Below are 18564 nucleotides of genomic sequence, written 5' to 3'. Positions count from 1 at the left end.
GGCTTACTCCTCCTCCTTACTTTTTCACTTTAAAACACCAAAACCAAGCCTCCCATCCATTATTTAAAACATGAGCCAATACCATTTTATCTTCTGTCAGTTTCAGTATATCAAATTCATGGACAGTTTTTCCTCCTTCATTAGGAGAAACTCCTTTCAGCACAGTACCGTCAACAATTGTTAATGTACCAATAGACCAAGGTGTTCCATCCGCCATTAGTTTCTGTTTGGTCATATCAAATTGAAAACTACCTCTCTCTACCACCTGTCCAGTTTGACTTATTTTAGTGAAATTAGCCGCCCCATTCAAGTCAAAAAGCATAACTCCATCCTTTCCGACTTCTGGATCCTGCTCGTCCATATCACCAGCTTTGATCGTAGCCCAAGCGGGAGCTATATTTCCCGGGTATCCCCCATTTCCCCAAACAACATCATCCGGACTGGTATAATCCCACATCCAGGTTTTACCGTTCCTATCAGTACCAGCAAAAAGAGCCCATTCATCTTCTATCGGATACAAAATTTTATCAATTATCACCTTTCGACTAGTAGAAACAGTTCCTCCAGAACAAATTCCAGTAAAGACGATTTCCTTTTCCCCTAAAAACGGGACTAATACGGTGTCTTGCTGACGAACGGAAATTCCCGAACCATAATTCCAATGAGATCCAATCATTGGAGTTCTATTTATCATTACGATTTTATTTCCACCTTCTGTAAGTGGGTAAACATCCAAATTCAATTCACTTTCAGCAATAGTACTTCCTTGTTTATGCTCTTCTTCTATCGGATTACAGGACAATTGAAATATTGCCAATAACGAAAAAAGAGCTATTATTATCCTTTTCATATAAATTCATTTAACTAATTAATTAATACAAAGCTTCATTTCCCCAGCCCGGAGTTTGCTCAAGTACCCCTGCAGATAAATCAATCTGAGTTTTAGGAATCGGCATAAATCCACCTGTTTCCTGAAGACGCTGTACCAGATTCCCCATATTCATGACATCATCCACACCATTATTTTTCACTTTCACTCCATTTTGCTTTCCAAGAGCTTCTGCCGCAATCCCCCAGCGGAGTAAATCATAATAACGGACACCTTCAAAAGCAAGTTCCCAGCGACGTTCATCCTGCAAAGCCTTATCCGTATAAACTGCCAAAGGGGCTAAACCTGCACGCTCACGCACCCGATTCAGATAACTTACATCTTTTTTTAATTCCGCCATCATCAATAAGACATCTGCGTAACGAATAATCACTTGATCCTGTGTATTATCAATTTGAAAATCTGGGGTACGTCCATATAATACACAACTATAATTTACGCAAGCTGTTGTGCCATCCGATTTTGCCTGATGGGCATTGATCGCTATATATTTTTTCTGCCAATAACCTGTTTCCTGAATTTGCATACTGGCTCCCCAAGTATAACTTTTGATATTTTCATCCGGATTATTTACATCTAGAATAGATGCTGTACGTCTAAAATCATTCGGTTCACTTGCTTCCCAATCTTCGATCAAACTTGTACTTACAGTACCGGCCCCCCAACCTTGTCCAAATGGAAAAATATTTTCATAATCAGGCTGTTCACGAATAGAAAAATAAAGCACTGGCTGATTACTATAGTAGATACTAGTCGAATGGTTACCCATTGCAGAATATTTAATCGCAAAAATTGTTTCATTATTCTGATCATCACCGACCCAGTTCAAATTATTATCTGCAGCAAACTTATAATCAGGAGCCGTAGCCGAATTCGCATAAGGCCATAAATTACCGAAATTAGATACCAGCCCATGACCACTATTATTAATACAATCATCCAGCCAATTAATTACCTCTTGCTTTGTAATAGAACCTCCGTCAGGTAAAGGCAATACATCCTGCTTATAATACCCTGTGTAGAATAAATAAACACGTGCCAACAATGATTCGGCAGCCCATTTGGTTGCATGCCCCAACTGACCGTCTTTTGCTTCATACCTTCTATTCGGTAAAGTTTGAATCGCATATATTAAATCATCTGCTATCTGGGCATACAAGTCTTTTACTTCAGCTCTTGGATTATTAACCGCCTCTGTTGTTAGTACTAATGGAACCGTTCCAAACATTCGACACAGGTCAAAATAAAAGTAAGCACGTAAAAATCGAGCTTCTGCAGCAATCTGATCTTTCAATTCTGGCTTTTCCCATGTTTTTACAACATCAAGAGTTTCCAACAACATATTAGCTCGAAAAATACCTTGATACATTTTTTTCCAAAAATCAGGAAACATATCATCATTTATCTTCTTCAATTGATCAATGGCCCCCCAACTTCGGTCCACTAATGTTCCACCTCCCAAACGATCATCAGACAATAATTCAGATACCAGAAAAGTACACTGATTAACATTCACAGACGGTAATACTGTATACACCCCGGTCAGTGCATCCAATGCATCCTGTGAAGTCTCCGGAAAATTAGAAGTGTCTTTCTTTACTAAATTGTCTGAATCCAGAAAAGAGTCACAACCTGTAATAAAAGAAACGAGTAATATAAGAAATGCTATCTTTTTCATATTTCAAATCTATTAGAATTTTAAATTAACACCTACCATATATGTTCTTGGACTCGGATAAAAACCGACATCTATGCCGGAAACCCAGCTCTTGTCGGCCCCATATCCAATCTCAGGATCCATACCCGAATATTTAGTAAAAGTTGCCAGATTCTGGGCTGTAACATATAGTCTGGCCTGTCCCAATGGAATACGTGGAAATAATTTTTTAAAATCATACCCTAATGTGACGTTCTGAATACGGAAATAGTCACCGTCTTCTATAAATATGTCAGAAATATATAACCAATTTGTATTTGTTCCAGACGCTACTCGAGGTAAGCGGTTAGAGGTCCCCTCACCATGCCAACGTCCCAAAATATCAGTGGTATAATTTTCCTTCGGTTGATCGGCAAATGACCGGTACGACCTGGCAATCTGATTGCCTAATACAGCATTAGTTGTTATACCCAGATCAAATCCTTTATAACCTAAATTAAAAGTAAGCCCCATTATTACATCAGGATGAGGATTACCAATCATACATTTATCATTATCATCAATTACACCGTCTTTATTAGTATCCGCAAAGATCAAATCGCCAGGAGCTGTCCCGGAAAGCTTGGCACCGGAATACTCTGCTATTTGCTTTTCACTCTGAAAAACACCTAAAGTTTTGTATCCATAAAAATAACCGATAGGATATCCCTCTTGTGCGCGATACATTTCAGTAGTACCTTCACTCAAAATATTAGGGCTACCATGAATAATACCTTCTGAATTAGCAATACGGGTTACCTCGTTTTTATTATGAGATAAATTCAAATTTACTCCATAAGTAAAATCACCTACATGATCATTCCAATTCAAAGCCATTTCAATCCCCTGGTTCCGAACATCCCCACCATTTATATATGGAGCACTTGTTCCATAGGAATCCAGAATTGGAGCCTGTACAAGCCAATCCTTAGTTGTCTTCAAATAATAATCGAAAGAGAGCCCCAAACGGCCACCAAAGAAACGAGCATCCAAACCTAAGTCCAATTGTTCGGAAGTTTCCCAAGTAACATCTTTATTAGGTAGAATATCAGGATATGCACCAGAAGAAATCGTTTGCTTATCCGGGCCGAAGAAATAATTAGATTTCAAAAATGAGATCGTAGCCAGATACTGGAACGGATCAATATCTTGATTACCATTTTGTCCCCAACTGGCACGAATTTTAAGAAGATCAAGATAATTCTTTGTCGACTCCATAAAAGCTTCATTACTCATAATCCAACCTGCAGAAATTGAAGGAAAATATCCCCAGCGATTTCCTTTTGCAAAATTAGAAGAACCGTCAGCCCGCATTACCAAAGTCAACAAATAAGTTTCTTTATAATCATAATTTACACGTCCAAAGAAAGATGCAATACTCCTTTTCTGTAAAATCTTATTTTTCATATAGGGAGATCCACCTACGGTTGTTTTATCGGCATAGATAACAGTTGTATTATTCAGATATGCATGTTCAAAATCATTAAAAATTGAATTCACATTACTGGCGGACAAATTATCCCCTAAACCGCTTCTTTCCATCGACTGACCGATTATTGCACTAAAACTATGATCGTTATTTATTTTAAAATCATAACTAATCGTATTTTCCCAAAGCCATCCGGAACTGATATACATCTGTTGAGTCACTTCATTCTCCTTATTATATACGTTAGAAGCCAATTCATAAACCGGCTCAAAACTACGATAAGCATTCGCTTCCATCGTCAAGCCAAAGCTACTTTTAATTTTCAAGTTTTTAACTGGTTGCAAGGTTACATATGCATTAGCCTTGATATTATGCTTTTTTGTCAAATTTTGACCGTGTGCATACTCCATCAGCGCTATAGGATTTTCACCAGTCGGATCCCAAGCCAATGCATAATGATAATCACCGTTTTCGTCATACATCGGAAGGAATGGGTTTGCTTTCAACGCACCATTAATATCATTCTGGTACTGGTTACCGATTGATATGCCTGATTTTTCACTATATGAATAAGTTAAATTTTCACCAAACTTAATCACATCAAAATCATTATTTTTTAACAATGTATGTTCCGTATTCAGACGAAATGTATAACGGTCATATTTAGGCTGTACAGGTTTGCCCAAAATACCTTCTTGTGAAGTATACGAAATACCCATAGAATAAACAGACTGTTCACTACCTCCAGTGATATTCAATGCATGATTTTGAATCGGTGCATTTTCATTTCTCATGGCATCCAACCAGTTTGTTCCTTTATTCGTCCCATTCGAATAACTTTCCCAATTAGGAACCAAAGAACTAAAATCATAAGCAGGCAGGCCATCCATCAACCGACCTTCATTCTGTATCATGGCGTACTCCTGGGCATTTAGCGTCGGAGCCATTTTATACACGTTTTGAACGCCAAAATATCCATCATAAGAAATAGAAGCCTTTCCTGCTTTCCCCTGTTTTGTGGTAACCAACACGACACCATTTGCGGCACGTGAACCATAAATAGCAGCCGAAGCAGCATCTTTCAGCACATCAACAGACTCAATATCAGCTGGATTCAAATTATTAATATCTGCACCCGTCACGCCATCTATAATATACAATGGGCCCGAAGAGCCAGTAGTACCCAACCCTCGTATCGTCACACTATAGCCTTCTCCCGGCATACCGGATGATTGAGTAATATTCACACCCGGAGTTTGACTTTGTAAAGCACCTAAAGCACTTACTGTATTCAATTTTTGGATATCATCGCCTTTCACCTGTACGGTAGCACCAGTCACCAGCTTTTTTTTCTGAATGCCATACCCTATTACCACCACTTCTTCCAAAGCCTGCGAATCTTCTTTCAACGCTACTTGATAAACGGTGATATTAGGTTTAACTGTCAGAAGTTGTTCCTGATATCCAATATACGAAATTTGTAAAACACTCCCATCCGGAACAGTTAAAGTAAATTTCCCGTCCAGATCTGTAACTACACCATTTGTAGTTCCTTTCTGAACTACATTTACACCAATCAAAGGCTCATTATCAACCTCTGAAACAACAATTCCGGAAATAGTTCTTCCCGTTTGAGCTTCTGCGATCAAGTTTCCTAAAAGCAGAAAAACGGAAATGAAAACCAGATAAAAAGTCCTATTCTTCTTCTCCATAAAAGAATCGATTTAATTGATTAATCATTATTAAAAAAATGCAACATCCCCAGCAAAGACAAAAACGTCCTTGCCTATATTTTTTTTATTTGAGACTTTTGAAGATTGAAATTTAGAGCCGTCTCAATAATTTAGCAGCTACTTCATTATTCATGATAATAGATTCATCCAACTCAGCAGACCTGATTATTGCAGTCATCTCCTGATGCCATTTTATATCACGCCACATTCCTACAAACTGAGGCCCACAAAAATTACTGGTAGCTATCCCGGCCCACATACCGGTTTGAGCAGCGGTGACAGTGCCTAAAGCACAAAGTTCCTTCACCCAATCCCAATTTAACATAGGCCAATCTTTATAATCTACAATACCCCAGCATTCCGTCGTAACAAGAGGGCGGCCTACTCTTTTTGCTACTTTTCCCATCAGTTTAATTTTATCAGTCAAAAGTTTCTGCCAGTACAATGGTTTATCCTGATAAAGATTTTCTGCAACTTTCACCACTTTTTTATATGCCTCTGGAGAAAATTGTCCGTCTTTATAATCTACAATCTTATAAAACTCACTATTATTCTGGTGAACCATCCAAATGTGGTGTTCATACAAATCCAAAAATGAAGTATCTATTTCTTCATATTTATAAACATCACCACAATCAAACGAGAAAAGGAAAGGTATATCCGGATATTTTTCCTTCATTCGACTCAAAGCCTGCTTCATCCATCGAAGAGATTCTTCCTTATACCACTGCCCCCATACAACATGAGGATACTGTGAAGAAAAGAAAGGTGCCCATAAATTCCCCGGCCATTCATTACATAAATCTACAAACAATATAGTATCCAGTAATCCATCCTGTTCTATAGATTGAAGAGCCGAAATCCAACAATCAGCCATTTTATCAGAGGTCGTTATCTTCATTCGAACATCATCTATATCCTGGCGGTACCAAGAAGAAAGTCCAACTTTTATATCACGTTCTTTGCACTTCAATAGAAACCTATTCAAATTCGGTTGAACCTGTACTTCATTCAAATCCGGACTACCCCAGACCTGCTGATTCCAAACTTCTTTCAATAACCACTTCTTAGTCGGGTTTTCTGCAATCAAATGTGGATAAGCATCAATACGTATTGCATTATAACCGCGTTCCTGCAATTCATCCAATGCTATATCCCAGTCTTCATAACCAGCACCCGGCCAACGGCGCTCCAACCAAGAAAAATCCCACATAGTAATTGCACGAGGTGAAACATTTCTCCTCCCAGTCTCAAAAGCCATCGTATCCTTATTAGAAGAACCAAGAGTATCTAAGGCAGTAAGACTCCCTAAAGCGGCTATTGTAGTTTGTTTTATAAAATTTCTTCTATTCATATTAGTACTCAAACAGGATAATTTACAATCGTGTGACAAAACTATTCATTCAAATATTTCTATATTCATAGGCTTTCTATTATTAGAATTACAACTGTTAACTATATCTCGAATATCATATTGCAAATATATAGTAATCCGATATTATCTTATTTCTTAATTCTCACACACATTTCTGGTATTTTACCATAATTCCAAATTCATATAACTTTTTGGTTTTTTACCCCAAATTTCTTCTGGTATTCCGAGGGGGACATTTGCGTAGAGCGTTTAAACTGCTCAATAAAATTTGATAAGTTATTAAAACCGGACTCCATACTCAATGTCGAAATCTTCATACGTCCTTCAATCAATAACTTTTTGGCATGACCAATTCTTATATCATTCAGATACTGAATAAATGTTTTCTTCGTTCGTCCTCTAAAATAACGACAAAAAGCATTAGGAGTAAGCCCAACCAGTGATGCCACTTCCTCTAATTTAATCGGTTTCATAAAATTCTTCATCATATATTGATATACCTTATCAAATCTTTCAAAATCAGAAGAATTAACAGATTCCGTAAAGCCGATACTCGCTAACAATTCGTATTCATCAGTGGTAGCCATCATTTCTAACAAAGAAATAAAGTTAATAATACGGGACGCTCCGGTATCATTTACCGACCGCTGAATAAAAGAGCCAATGGCATCCCGGGATTTCCCTACAAACTTAATTCCTCTTCTAGAACGTTCTATAAGCTGACGTATATTAGACATCTCCGGCAGACGAATCAAATTAGCTTCAAAAATATCTTTCAGAAAAAACAAACATAAACAAGAAGCCTTCAGTCCTGCTCCTTGTGTAAAAAACTCATCGTCATTTCTCCATTCATGAGGTAGTTTCGGCCCTACCATGCAAACATCTCCTTCTTGGTATCTACCTATATGATCACCAACAAAACGCGTGCCTATGCCCTCTAATATATACATGATTTCAATTTCCGGATGATAATGCCACGGAACAATAAAATGAGGCAAATCTTCTTTATAGAAGTTTATATAACTATTGCTCGTAAATGGTAGTTCTTGATAAAGTGGTATCATAATATTTTATTTGTTAAAAGAATGGACAATCAGACGACAGACATAAGTCTGCCGTACAAATATACAGCCAAGCACATTTAAAGGCTTATATGATATTCGCAAAGAATTATGGTATTTTACTCTTAACGTTAGGACCTACGTTAATATACCAGAATTCTTCATTAATCTTCTCCTTTTCCGTTGATGCTCTAAATAACGATTCAAAGAAAAATAAAAAAAGGATATGAACCAAAATATTTTTTTGGGTTAACATATCCCTTTTCTTACAAAAATTTATTCTTACTGATTCAACACATGTATCGTATGACATGCCACCAATGCCGCCGTCTCCGTGCGCAACCGGCTTTCTCCCAACGAGATGGGTTCAAATCCTTGTTGCAGGGCAAAGGCTATTTCTTCCGGGCTGAAATCTCCTTCCGGACCGATCAGTATCAAGGCATTCTCGCCAGGATGGTACACTTTCTTCAATAAAGGTTTTTCGCCTTCTTCACAATGAGCGATAAACTTACGGCCTTCAAAAGGCTGGCTGACAAAAGAACGGAAATCCGTCATTCCATTCAATTCCGGCAATGTTGCTTTCTGAGACTGTTTCATCGCACTAACCAAAATCTTTTCCAGACGAGCCGGCTTAACCTCTTTCCGTTCGGAAAAACGGCAGTTTAAACAAGTGATCGCATTAATACCGATCTCCGTTGCTTTCTCCGCAAACCATTCCATCCGATCCATATTTTTAGTCGGAGCTACCGCTATATGCAAATTGAAGTTCCACAAAGCCGGTTGTTCCCAGCTTTCCAATATATTGACTTCACAATGTTTAGGATGTGCCCTACTGATGGCAGCCTTATAAAAAAAACCTTTACCGTCCGTCAGTAAAATCTCATCGCCCTCTGTCAACCGAAGGACACGAACACAATGGCCACCTTCTTCTTCCGGCAACTCTGGATTAACAGCAATATCCGGCGTATAAAATATCTGCATCTCTCTAATTTTCAATTTTCAACTCTAATCTTCAATTACCCCAGTATCATGCCCACTATGGTAGCTGAAAGCACCGAAACCAAGGCACCACCGACCATGGCAGGAAAACCGAAGCGGGTAATGAGTTCCCGTTTTTCCGGCGCCAGCACCCCCATGCCTCCCAACAAAATACCGATAGATGAAATATTAGCAAAACCACATAGAATATAAGTAGACATCAAAACTGATTTCTGATATACAAACATACCGGCATCTTTCCATTCCTGCATCTGGAAATAGGCGACAAACTCATTCAGGATTGTTTTCTGCCCCAACAAAGAGCCGACCAACATGATATCCTGATAAGGAACCCCGATCAACCACATGAAAGGGGAAAGAATTACCCCCAAAATAAACTGGAATGTCAGCCCTTGCGCCTTACCGTCCGTGACCGACACGATCCAATCATTCAGTCCGGTATACCGTCCGACCAACCCTTCCAATATATAGTTGGCAAGCGCCACCATCGCAATAAAGACCAATAACATGGCAGCAATATTGACCATCAGGCGGACACCTGTCGATGTCCCGGCAGCCAAAGCATCCAATGCCGTAGAATGCTCTCCGATTTTTTCCATCTTAACCAGTCGGTCATCGGCTTTTTCCGTCTGCGGACAAAGAATCTTAGCCAGAACAATGGAGCCCGGAGCAGCCATCAACGATGCAGAAAGCAAATGCTTCGCAAACAAGACTCTGGCAACCGGGTCACCACCAGCCAACATACCGATATAAGTCCCCATCACTGTTCCGGCAATCGTACCCATACCGGAAACCATAACCAAAAATATTTCAGACCGGTTCATGGCCGGCAAATAGTTCTTTATCAAAACAGGCGATTCCGTCATTCCCATAAATACATTTCCGGAAGTTACCAATCCTTCCGCACCGGATATATTCATAAAACGACGCAAAACCCAGGAAAAAGCACCCACTATACGCTGGATAATCCCCCAATAATAGAACAAGGAAACCAATGCGGAAAAGAAAATTACGACAGGGAGTGAATTCAGAAGAAAAATAAACCCTTCACTTTTGGTCACCAACGGTCCTAACAGAAAAGCGACACCCGACTGTGTAAAGTCCATCAACTTGATAAAAGCCTTTCCCAACCATTCCAGCACGATCCCGACTGCCGGAACATGCAGAACCGCAAGTGCAAAAATGACCTGCATCAGCAATCCGCCTCCGACCAGTTTCCAATCGATCCGTTTCCGGTCATAACTCAGGAGATAAGCCACTCCTAAAACCGTTGCTATACCCAGAATACCACGCAAAAAAGACTCCAGGCTAAAACCAAGTTGTTGTTCTATCATTTGGGCCCTCCCTCCTCTTCGCGACGCCGTATTTCATCCTTATACATTTTTGCATACTCATAGTTCTCATCTGCAATCGCCTCATCCAGACGATCCGACAGCTCCTCGGCATCCAAAAGGGAAAGCCACTTTTTTAGCCGGACTTCATCTTTTATATCTTCCGGCTCCAAATCCAGGATAAAATCATCATCATCCTTATCCTTTTCATCCATGGCGGCATCTTCCAGAACAACACCACATTCTTTCACGATCTCAGGTGTTGTATAAATATCGCATTTTACCCGCAATGCAATAGCAATAGCGTCTGAAGTACGCGAATCCAGACGAACCTCGTTGGCTCCATCCTCAAAAAGCAATTCGGAATAAAACACACCGTCTTCAAACTTATAGATAAAAACCTCACGTAAACGGATACCGAAAGCCTGGGCAAACGTTGCAAACAGATCATGCGTCAAAGGACGAGGGGGTGTTATGCGCTCCAATGCAATTGCTATTGACTGCGCTTCCGATGTTCCGACAATGATAGGTATGCGGCGAACCCCTTCTTCTTCCGCCAGGATCAGAGCATATGCACCCGACTGTATCTGGCTATTCGTCAAACCCTGTACCCGTAGTTTTATTCTTGTATCCACACTATTTAGTTTTTTAGTCAATACACAAAAGTAATATTATTTCGGAATCTTAAAAAGCATTCGATAGGAAAGAAAAGAACAAACGGCCTAAAAAAAGAAAAGGTTGTCATCACGACAACCAATCTTCATTGCTAACCTTAAATCTAATACCATGAAAAACACAGTGCAAATATACCTGTTTTATGTTATGCAGCATAGTTTTTCAGCAGAAAAGATCAGAGATTTAGCATTATTTTAATCAAAAAACCATCTATTTAAGCGTCATTAACGGTTTATTTCTGATTCTTCACGTATTCATCCGCTTTTGCCCTCATGCGTTCCACCCGCTTTTGCGTTTCCGGATGACTGGAGAATAACTGGCGGAATTTAGACGATTTAGGGGCTTCTTCACTCAATTCCAACAGTTTGTTCAATGAATTACACATACTGTAAGGATCAAGGCCGTTGGCTATGCTAAATTCAAAGCCGTAATCGTCCGCCTCGTTTTCCTGTGTCTGTGAATATTGCGCACCGGCAAGCGACTCGGCCAGATCTCCCAACTGCGAATCAGTCAACTTTGCCGCCGTATTACTGGCAGCACCGGTAGCGTTCTTGGCCGCTGAAGTCAGATAGGCTTGCTTCATGGCATCTTTCGAATCCGTATGTACCACGTGGCCGATTTCATGACCGATAACTGCCATCACTTCATTATCATCCATGATCTTCATCAGACCTCCACAAACACGAACACTTCCGTCTCCGCAAGCGAACGCGTTTACGTCAATCACATTATAGACTTTAAAATTCAGGTCAAGACCATCCACTTTTACATCCTTTGTCAGATTAGCTAAACGCTGTCCCATTTCCGTATCAGGACCAGCTACTTCATTGTGCGTATCCATCCACTGGATATATTCGCGCGCCATCTTTGCCACATCCTCGTCCGACAGAGTTATAGCTTTTGCAGCATCCGCTGCCGCATTTACTAATTTCTTTGTATTGATGGATTTACCGCCAATCTTAAATTGAGCCGATGCACTCAAGCTGACACCGGCCACCAAAGCCATTGATAATAAAAATGTTCTTCCTTTCATTTCGTTTGTTATTGTTGTAAATAATTCTCTATCTGGTTAAATGTAACATCTTTCAAAATAACTTTCTTATCCTTATCCAACAGATAAAGTGTCGGGATAGCTTTCAAATCATAAATCTCATCATTCTTCAGGCTGACCGTGCTGTCATAGGAATTAATCCAGCTTGCCGGCATATAAGAAATATGGTTCCTCCACGCATCCAAATCTTCATCCGGATAGACGGCAAGGATTTTGAGTTTATTATTCTTGATCCATCCATTCACAATCGGGGAAGCAGCAAGCTGATCGGTTATTTCTTTGCAGGCATGGCAATCCGGATTATAGAAAAATAAAAGCAAATAATCAGCTTTCACATGATACAAAGTACCTTTCTTTCCGTCTGCCAGGGTATAAGTAAAATCAGTAGCAGGCTCCCCTATCCTGTTTTTAAGAGCCACTTCAAGAAGATGCGCCGGACGTACTTTATGGACTTCATCGAAAACCGGAGCCTCTAAAACAGCTTCCAATACAGGTATATAGAGGGATTCATCCCGCATGGGTGAATTCGGGTCATACAAATATTTTTCATATAACCCGGCAAAATAAGCAAACATCGTACTGTCGACAGCCGCCTTATGCATCATGTCTTTAATAGAAGAAGCAGCCGTTGCTGGTGAAACATATTTCATCATGTCAATATAATTGGATGCTGCCTGTTCCGTAATTTCGGGAAGGTGGATCAAGGTCGTATCGGTAAAATCAAATTTATCCCAATAGTGCGTGACCAGATAGGCAGCACGTTTTTCCGGCTCGGTTATGACACTTGGAACAGAAACCATTTCAAAAGTACGTTCTTTTGTGTTCTCTGTTTCCATCTTTTTGGGCTGTTGACCGTTACAAGCACTAAAAATCAACATAAAAGATAATAAGTGAAGTACTTTAATCCGCATAGTATCTTGTTTTTATTTGCCACAAAGATAAGCTTTATCAGCAATTAAATAATCAGAGGCGCAATAATTAATCGACCGGTTAACTAAAGTAAGAGGTTATCCGAAAACCGGCGGGCTCATTCAGAAAAAAATGCCGATATTCAAAGACAACCTCTTACGCGCTACAAGATAAAAATTCGAGGTACCTTATATCTTTGTCTACTCTGCTGATAAATCAAAACAGATTATAGTTTGTCCGTAATACTTTAAATTCTGTCCGACGGTTTATCTGGTCCGCAGTCTCCTGCTGTTCGGGAGTCAGCTTCTCTATAAATTCTTCCGTCAGGACATCCCCTTCATTCAGGAAATCGAAATTCTTAGCCATCTTTTTGTTGATCACCTTAGGAACACTTTCACCATATCCTTTGGCTTCCAAGCGGTCTTTGGCTATACCTCCCGCAATCAGATAATCGACTACCGATTGGGCGCGCCGTTGGGCCAGGCGTTCATTATACTGGTCCGAACCTTTCCGGTCGGTATGCGCTCCTAATTCGATTGTCACATTCGGATTGTCATTCAACATCTTAATCAGTTCATCCAATGCTTTTTTCGATTCCGGACGCAGTGTCGCCTTATCGAAATCATAGAATATATTTTCGATCACAACCGGTTTGCTGATCGGGGAAAGGAAAAAGTCCACGATATATGTCTCATTCTTTTCTTCCGGCCCGGTCTTCAACTCAAAATTCTGGTTCAGATAACCGCGTGCACTGGCCATCATCACATACCTGATGTCACGTTCCAGTTCCACTTTGTACTTACCATCTTTCTTTGCCAGCACTTTTTCGTTCAAACCGTCCCGGCCGACAATACGGACTGTCGCATCTTCGATCGGATTCTCATCCACATCCGATACGATACCTTCAATAAAGATCGTGATAACCGGCATTTCAAAAGAATACAGATGATCGTATCCGCGTGCATCATTTCGATTGGAACTAAAAAAGCCTTTTTCCTGCTTCCCGGCGAAAGTGATACCGAAGTCATCTCCGGAAGAATTGATCGGAGCTTTCATGTTTTCGACATTCCATTTACCGGTACTGTCTAAAGTAGCCTTAAACAGATCGAGTCCTCCCATACCCGGATGACCATCCGATGCAAAATAAAGTGTAACGGAATCGCGCACATATGGAAACATTTCGTCACCCGGCGTATTGATATCCGGTCCCAGGTTTTCCATCGGTCCGAAATCATTCCCGACAACACGCGCCCGAAACAAGTCTTTACCACCGTAACCGCCCACTGCATCGGATACAAAATACAAATATTTACCGTCAGGCGAAATCGCCGGATGACCAAGAGCTGTCACCGAATCTTTTACGATACTGGCACGCGTACCCTTCCCCCATTTGGCACTGCTACGGGTAGAGATATAAATTTCAGAAGTACGCGGTCCCTCCGGATCCTGCGCACAATAAGTATAATACATCGTATTCCCGTCCTTGGAAAAAGAGGGCGTCCCTTCATCAAATTCCGTATTTACTTCATCCTCCAACTCTATCGGTGCTTGCCAGGCTCCGTTCTCATCCTGCTTCACCAGGAAGAAATCATTATTCCGTTGCCCGGTAATCGCATTGGTAGTCTCATCCTTATCTTTTCCGGCTCCTTTGGGCGTACGAGTCGATGCAAAATAAAGCTGGTCATATTTTTCTCCGTACAGCATCGGGCCAAACTCGGAACGGCGGGAGTTAAACTTCTCCATTCGTTTGACCACATAACGAGTCGGATTCTGTTTCCATTTCGTAGCCTCCTCGCACCCCGCAATACCGTTAAATGCCAATATGCTGCCCGGTTCCGCTAACAGATAATCATTGTAATATTTGATCGCTTCACCATAACGTCCGCTCTTATGGTACATCTGCCCGAGGCGAAGGTTCACAATACTGTCGGGATAGTTATAGCGCAAGGCATTCATATACGCACTGGTTGCACGCGGCGTATTATTAATCAAGCGATTGCAATCGGCCATCCTGTAAGCGATATAACCACGCAAGTCCCGCTTGACAGGAGGTGTTTTTGTATATACTTTCCGGTATATGGCCGCAGCTTCAAAGTATTCACCAATGCGTTGCTTTTCTTCCGCATCGCTCAACTTCGCCGATTTACAGGAATACAAAAACGATACTGCCAGTAACAGGAATAAGTATGGGGTAAATTGTCTCATTTGCTATAATCTATGTTATATATAACAGGATTATGTACGATTTATTGTATAACCTTTACAGCAACAGCGAACTATCCCCGTAACTCAAAAAACGGAAATCATGCGCCAGGGCATAATCGTAAATGTTCTTCCAATCACCTTTTACAAAGGCTGAGATCAGCAACAGCAAAGTACTTTTCGGCTGGTGGAAATTCGTCACGATACCCCGTACGATTTTGAATTCATAACCCGGAGCGATAATGATCCGGGTAGCCGTCACCAGCTTATCCGCCTGATGCCTGTCCAGATAATCCAGGATATTTTGCAACGCTTCATCAGCAGTCAGACGGTTATTCGACTCTTCATAAGGCATCCACTGTTTGACAATCAATTCATCGGCTGTCGCCTCCGGATTCGAAGCCAGCGTAACTCCCATATAATAGAGGCTTTCAAGCGTACGGACCGAAGTCGTACCGACCGCAATAATCTTACCGAGGTTCTGTTTGATCCGCTCGATCGAACTACGGCGTACGGATATAAATTCCGTATGCATCTCGTGGCCTTCGATTGTTTCACTTTTCACCGGCTTGAACGTCCCGGCTCCGACATGAAGCGTCAACTCCTCGCGTCCGATGCCGTGCGCATCGATATCAGCCAGGACTTCCGGCGTAAAATGCAAACCGGCAGTCGGAGCGGCCACCGAACCTTTTATCTTCGAATAGACAGTCTGATAAGTCTGCAAATCGCTTTTTTCAGTTTCCCGGTTCAAGTATGGAGGAATAGGCAATACACCTGCCGCATCCAGGAGATCGGCAAACGTACAAGTCGGATGATCCCAGGAGAATTCAATCAGATGACTATCTCCGCAAGTCTGTAGCTTCTCCGCTTTTAGCGTGACAATTTCGCCATCGAGCTGCACCATCTTAGTCAAAAACCCTTCTTTCCATTTTTTCAGGTTACCCACCAGACACGTCCAGCGGCAACGTTCGGTCTGCTGGAATACCAATGCATAATCATGCGGTTCGACCGGTTCCAGGCAGAAAATCTCGATCTTGGCCCCTGTCTCTTTCTGAAACAAAAGGCGGGCCTGGATCACCCGCGTATTATTAAAGACCATCAACGAGCCTTCCGGCAGATAGTCCGTAATGTGTTTGAATATACTTTCGCCGACCTTTCCTTCCTTATATAATAAAAGTTTCGATTCATCCCGCTTAGGCAACGGGAATTTAGCGATCCGCTCGTCAGGCAGCGGATAATCGAAATCTTCAATACGTATCTGTTGCGTCTTTGTTGTCATGATAATTCTTCCAATTCTATTGTTTGTTCAGTCCAAAGATCCATCGTATCCGACAAATCTTTCTTCAAGGCCGAATATTCGCTATATAAAGAGACATCCGCCGCTCCCTCAGGCGTTGCCAGTTTAGCCTCGATTGCCGCTATGGATTTTTCCAAATCCGCAATTTTCTTTTCGGATTCCGCAATCGCTTTTTCCACTTTCTTGATCGCTTTACTCTGCTCCTTGCGGGCTTCATACGAGAGCTTATTTTGAGTGGGTTGTACATCTGCCGCAGCAACATCAGATGCCGCCTGGGCGGAACGTTCCAGTTCTTGCAGACTATCCAGCTTCTTGCGTTCGAGGAAATCATAAATCCCTCCCAGATGTTCGACCACCCGTTTATTGCCAAACTCATATACTTTGTCCACCAGGCCATCCAGGAACTCACGGTCGTGTGAAACGACAATTACCGTTCCGTCAAACTCCTTCAATGCATCTTTCAACACATCTTTAGAACGCATATCCAAATGGTTCGTCGGCTCATCGAGAATCAAGAGGTTCACCGGTTCCAGCAGCAAACGGATCATTGCCAGACGCGTTTTCTCCCCTCCCGACAAGACCTTGACCTTTTTGTCCGAAGCTTCTCCCCCGAACATGAAAGCACCCAAAATATCGCGTATCTTCGTACGGATATCCCCTTGCGCCACATAATCGATCGTATCGAACACCGTCAGATTTTCATCTAAAAGCTGTGCCTGGTTCTGGGCAAAATAACCGATCTTGACATTATGCCCCAGTTGCAACTTGCCGGTGAAGTCGGTAATCTCACCCATTATACATTTTACTAATGTCGATTTACCTTCTCCGTTTTTACCGACAAAAGCGACCTTATCCCCCCGGTTGATCGTAAACGTCGCATGCTCGAAAATCAAGTGTTCACCATACCGTTTGGCAAGGTCTTCCACTATCACCGGATACGAGCCGGAACGGGGAGCCGGCGGAAACTTCAAGTTCAGCATAGCCGTATCCACCCCATCCACTTCGATGCGTTCCACTTTCTCCAATTGCTTGATACGGGATTGTACCTGAACGGATTTGGTCGCCTTATAGCGGAAGCGTTCGATAAAAGCCTCCGTATCGGCCAACTTCTTCTGCTGGTTCTCAAAAGCACGGAGCTGTTGTTCACGCCGCTCCTGGCGCAACACGACATATTCGGAATATTTTACTTTATAGTCATAGATTTTTCCAAGCTCGATCTCAACCGTACGGAAAGTCGTATTGTCGATAAACGCCCGGTCGTGGGAAACGAGAATAACCGCATTGGCACGTGTCGCGATAAAGTTTTCGAGCCATTGGATAGACTCGATATCCAAATGGTTTGTCGGCTCGTCCAACAACAGGACATCCGGCTTACGCAACAAGAGTTTTGCAAGCTCGATACGCATACGCCATCCCCCGCTGAACTCGGAAGTCGGCCGGTCGAAATCATTCCGGGTGAACCCCAGACCGATAAGCGTACGTTCCAGTTCCGCATGATAGTTATTTCCACCCATCAGCTGGAAATGTTCTGTCAGATGGGTGACACGATCGATAAGTTTCTGATAGGATTCCGTCTCATAATCGGTACGTTCGGCCAATTGCAGGTTCAGCCGCTCCATTTCCTTTTCCATTTCATGGATATGCTCAAAAGCCTGCTCGGCTTCTTCACGAACCGTCTGCGTATCCGCTAATTTCATCTGCTGGGGAAGGTAACCGATTGTCGTTTCTTTCGGCACGCTGATTGTCCCCGCGGTCGGTGACTGCAAGCCTGCAAATATCTTCAGCATCGTAGATTTTCCGGCACCGTTCTTCCCGACCAGTGCAATACGATCCTTCTTATTAACCACAAACGAAACATCATCAAAAAGCGTAAACCCGCCAAACTCAACTGTTAGTCCTTCAACCGAAATCATATAT

The 18564-nt window shown here is 41.7% G+C and carries 13 protein-coding genes; all 13 read right to left on the bottom strand.

From position 1 onward, the window contains the following. Positions 1-16: 16 nt before the first annotated feature. Positions 17-850: a hypothetical protein gene (locus DWW90_RS13165; RefSeq protein WP_122331292.1), complete on the bottom strand. Its 834-nt coding sequence runs from the start codon at positions 848-850 to the stop codon at positions 17-19. Between the two features lie 22 nt (positions 851-872). Beyond that, positions 873-2567 carry a RagB/SusD family nutrient uptake outer membrane protein gene (locus DWW90_RS13160; RefSeq protein WP_122345301.1) on the bottom strand — a complete coding sequence of 565 codons (1695 nt, stop codon included), beginning with the start codon at positions 2565-2567 and terminating at the stop codon, positions 873-875. 12 nt (positions 2568-2579) lie between these two features. Beyond that, the gene (locus DWW90_RS13155) at positions 2580-5726 is read right to left on the bottom strand and encodes a TonB-dependent receptor (RefSeq protein WP_122345300.1); all 3147 of its coding nucleotides are present in this window, start codon (positions 5724-5726) and stop codon (positions 2580-2582) included. 112 nt (positions 5727-5838) lie between these two features. After that, positions 5839-7101 carry a cellulase-like family protein gene (locus DWW90_RS13150; protein WP_122331295.1) on the bottom strand — a complete coding sequence of 421 codons (1263 nt, stop codon included), beginning with the start codon at positions 7099-7101 and terminating at the stop codon, positions 5839-5841. Positions 7102-7301: 200 nt separating this feature from the next. Continuing rightward, a complete protein-coding gene (locus DWW90_RS13145; RefSeq protein ID WP_115499948.1) occupies positions 7302-8186 on the bottom strand; it encodes an AraC family transcriptional regulator in 885 nt (294 codons plus the stop codon). Positions 8187-8465: 279 nt separating this feature from the next. Beyond that, a complete protein-coding gene (locus DWW90_RS13140) occupies positions 8466-9164 on the bottom strand; it encodes a 16S rRNA (uracil(1498)-N(3))-methyltransferase (RefSeq protein WP_122345299.1) in 699 nt (232 codons plus the stop codon). A 35-nt stretch (positions 9165-9199) separates the two neighbouring features. Beyond that, positions 9200-10516 carry a NupC/NupG family nucleoside CNT transporter gene (locus DWW90_RS13135; protein ID WP_115499950.1) on the bottom strand — a complete coding sequence of 439 codons (1317 nt, stop codon included), beginning with the start codon at positions 10514-10516 and terminating at the stop codon, positions 9200-9202. Continuing rightward, on the bottom strand, positions 10513-11148 hold the full coding sequence (locus tag DWW90_RS13130; RefSeq protein ID WP_115499951.1) for a bifunctional nuclease family protein: 636 nt from the start codon (positions 11146-11148) through the stop codon (positions 10513-10515). The genes DWW90_RS13135 and DWW90_RS13130 overlap by 4 nt, the downstream gene beginning before the upstream one ends. Positions 11149-11420: 272 nt before the next feature. After that, positions 11421-12221, bottom strand: a complete 801-nt coding sequence (locus DWW90_RS13125) for a M48 family metallopeptidase (RefSeq protein WP_122345298.1) — start codon at positions 12219-12221, stop codon at positions 11421-11423. Positions 12222-12229: 8 nt separating this feature from the next. Then, positions 12230-13150, bottom strand: coding sequence for a DUF5106 domain-containing protein (locus DWW90_RS13120; protein WP_122345297.1), 921 nt, complete (start codon positions 13148-13150; stop codon positions 12230-12232). Between the two features lie 214 nt (positions 13151-13364). Further along, a complete protein-coding gene (locus tag DWW90_RS13115; RefSeq protein WP_122345296.1) occupies positions 13365-15353 on the bottom strand; it encodes an OmpA family protein in 1989 nt (662 codons plus the stop codon). Positions 15354-15408: 55 nt separating this feature from the next. Beyond that, entirely contained in the window at positions 15409-16629 is a 1221-nt protein-coding gene (locus tag DWW90_RS13110) for an S-adenosylmethionine:tRNA ribosyltransferase-isomerase (protein WP_122345295.1), read from the bottom strand. Then, the gene (locus DWW90_RS13105) at positions 16626-18560 is read right to left on the bottom strand and encodes an ABC-F family ATP-binding cassette domain-containing protein (protein ID WP_122345294.1); all 1935 of its coding nucleotides are present in this window, start codon (positions 18558-18560) and stop codon (positions 16626-16628) included. The genes DWW90_RS13110 and DWW90_RS13105 overlap by 4 nt, the downstream gene beginning before the upstream one ends. Positions 18561-18564: the final 4 nt, after the last annotated feature.

Source organism: Parabacteroides sp. AF17-28 (assembly GCF_003479205.1).
In the GTDB taxonomy this organism is placed as follows: domain Bacteria; phylum Bacteroidota; class Bacteroidia; order Bacteroidales; family Tannerellaceae; genus Parabacteroides; species Parabacteroides acidifaciens.
This window is presented reverse-complemented; position numbering and strand designations above follow the sequence as displayed.

Coding starts and splice junctions, on each gene's coding strand:
- DWW90_RS13135 (WP_115499950.1), bottom strand. CDS start 10,516: ATGATAGAACAACAACTTGGTTTTAGCCTGGAGTCTTTTTTGCGTGGT.
- DWW90_RS13140 (WP_122345299.1), bottom strand. CDS start 9,164: ATGCAGATATTTTATACGCCGGATATTGCTGTTAATCCAGAGTTGCCG.
- DWW90_RS13120 (WP_122345297.1), bottom strand. CDS start 13,150: ATGCGGATTAAAGTACTTCACTTATTATCTTTTATGTTGATTTTTAGT.
- DWW90_RS13115 (WP_122345296.1), bottom strand. CDS start 15,353: ATGAGACAATTTACCCCATACTTATTCCTGTTACTGGCAGTATCGTTT.
- DWW90_RS13155 (WP_122345300.1), bottom strand. CDS start 5,726: ATGGAGAAGAAGAATAGGACTTTTTATCTGGTTTTCATTTCCGTTTTT.
- DWW90_RS13145 (WP_115499948.1), bottom strand. CDS start 8,186: ATGATACCACTTTATCAAGAACTACCATTTACGAGCAATAGTTATATA.
- DWW90_RS13110 (WP_122345295.1), bottom strand. CDS start 16,629: ATGACAACAAAGACGCAACAGATACGTATTGAAGATTTCGATTATCCG.
- DWW90_RS13165 (WP_122331292.1), bottom strand. CDS start 850: ATGAAAAGGATAATAATAGCTCTTTTTTCGTTATTGGCAATATTTCAA.
- DWW90_RS13105 (WP_122345294.1), bottom strand. CDS start 18,560: ATGATTTCGGTTGAAGGACTAACAGTTGAGTTTGGCGGGTTTACGCTT.
- DWW90_RS13150 (WP_122331295.1), bottom strand. CDS start 7,101: ATGAATAGAAGAAATTTTATAAAACAAACTACAATAGCCGCTTTAGGG.
- DWW90_RS13160 (WP_122345301.1), bottom strand. CDS start 2,567: ATGAAAAAGATAGCATTTCTTATATTACTCGTTTCTTTTATTACAGGT.
- DWW90_RS13125 (WP_122345298.1), bottom strand. CDS start 12,221: ATGAAAGGAAGAACATTTTTATTATCAATGGCTTTGGTGGCCGGTGTC.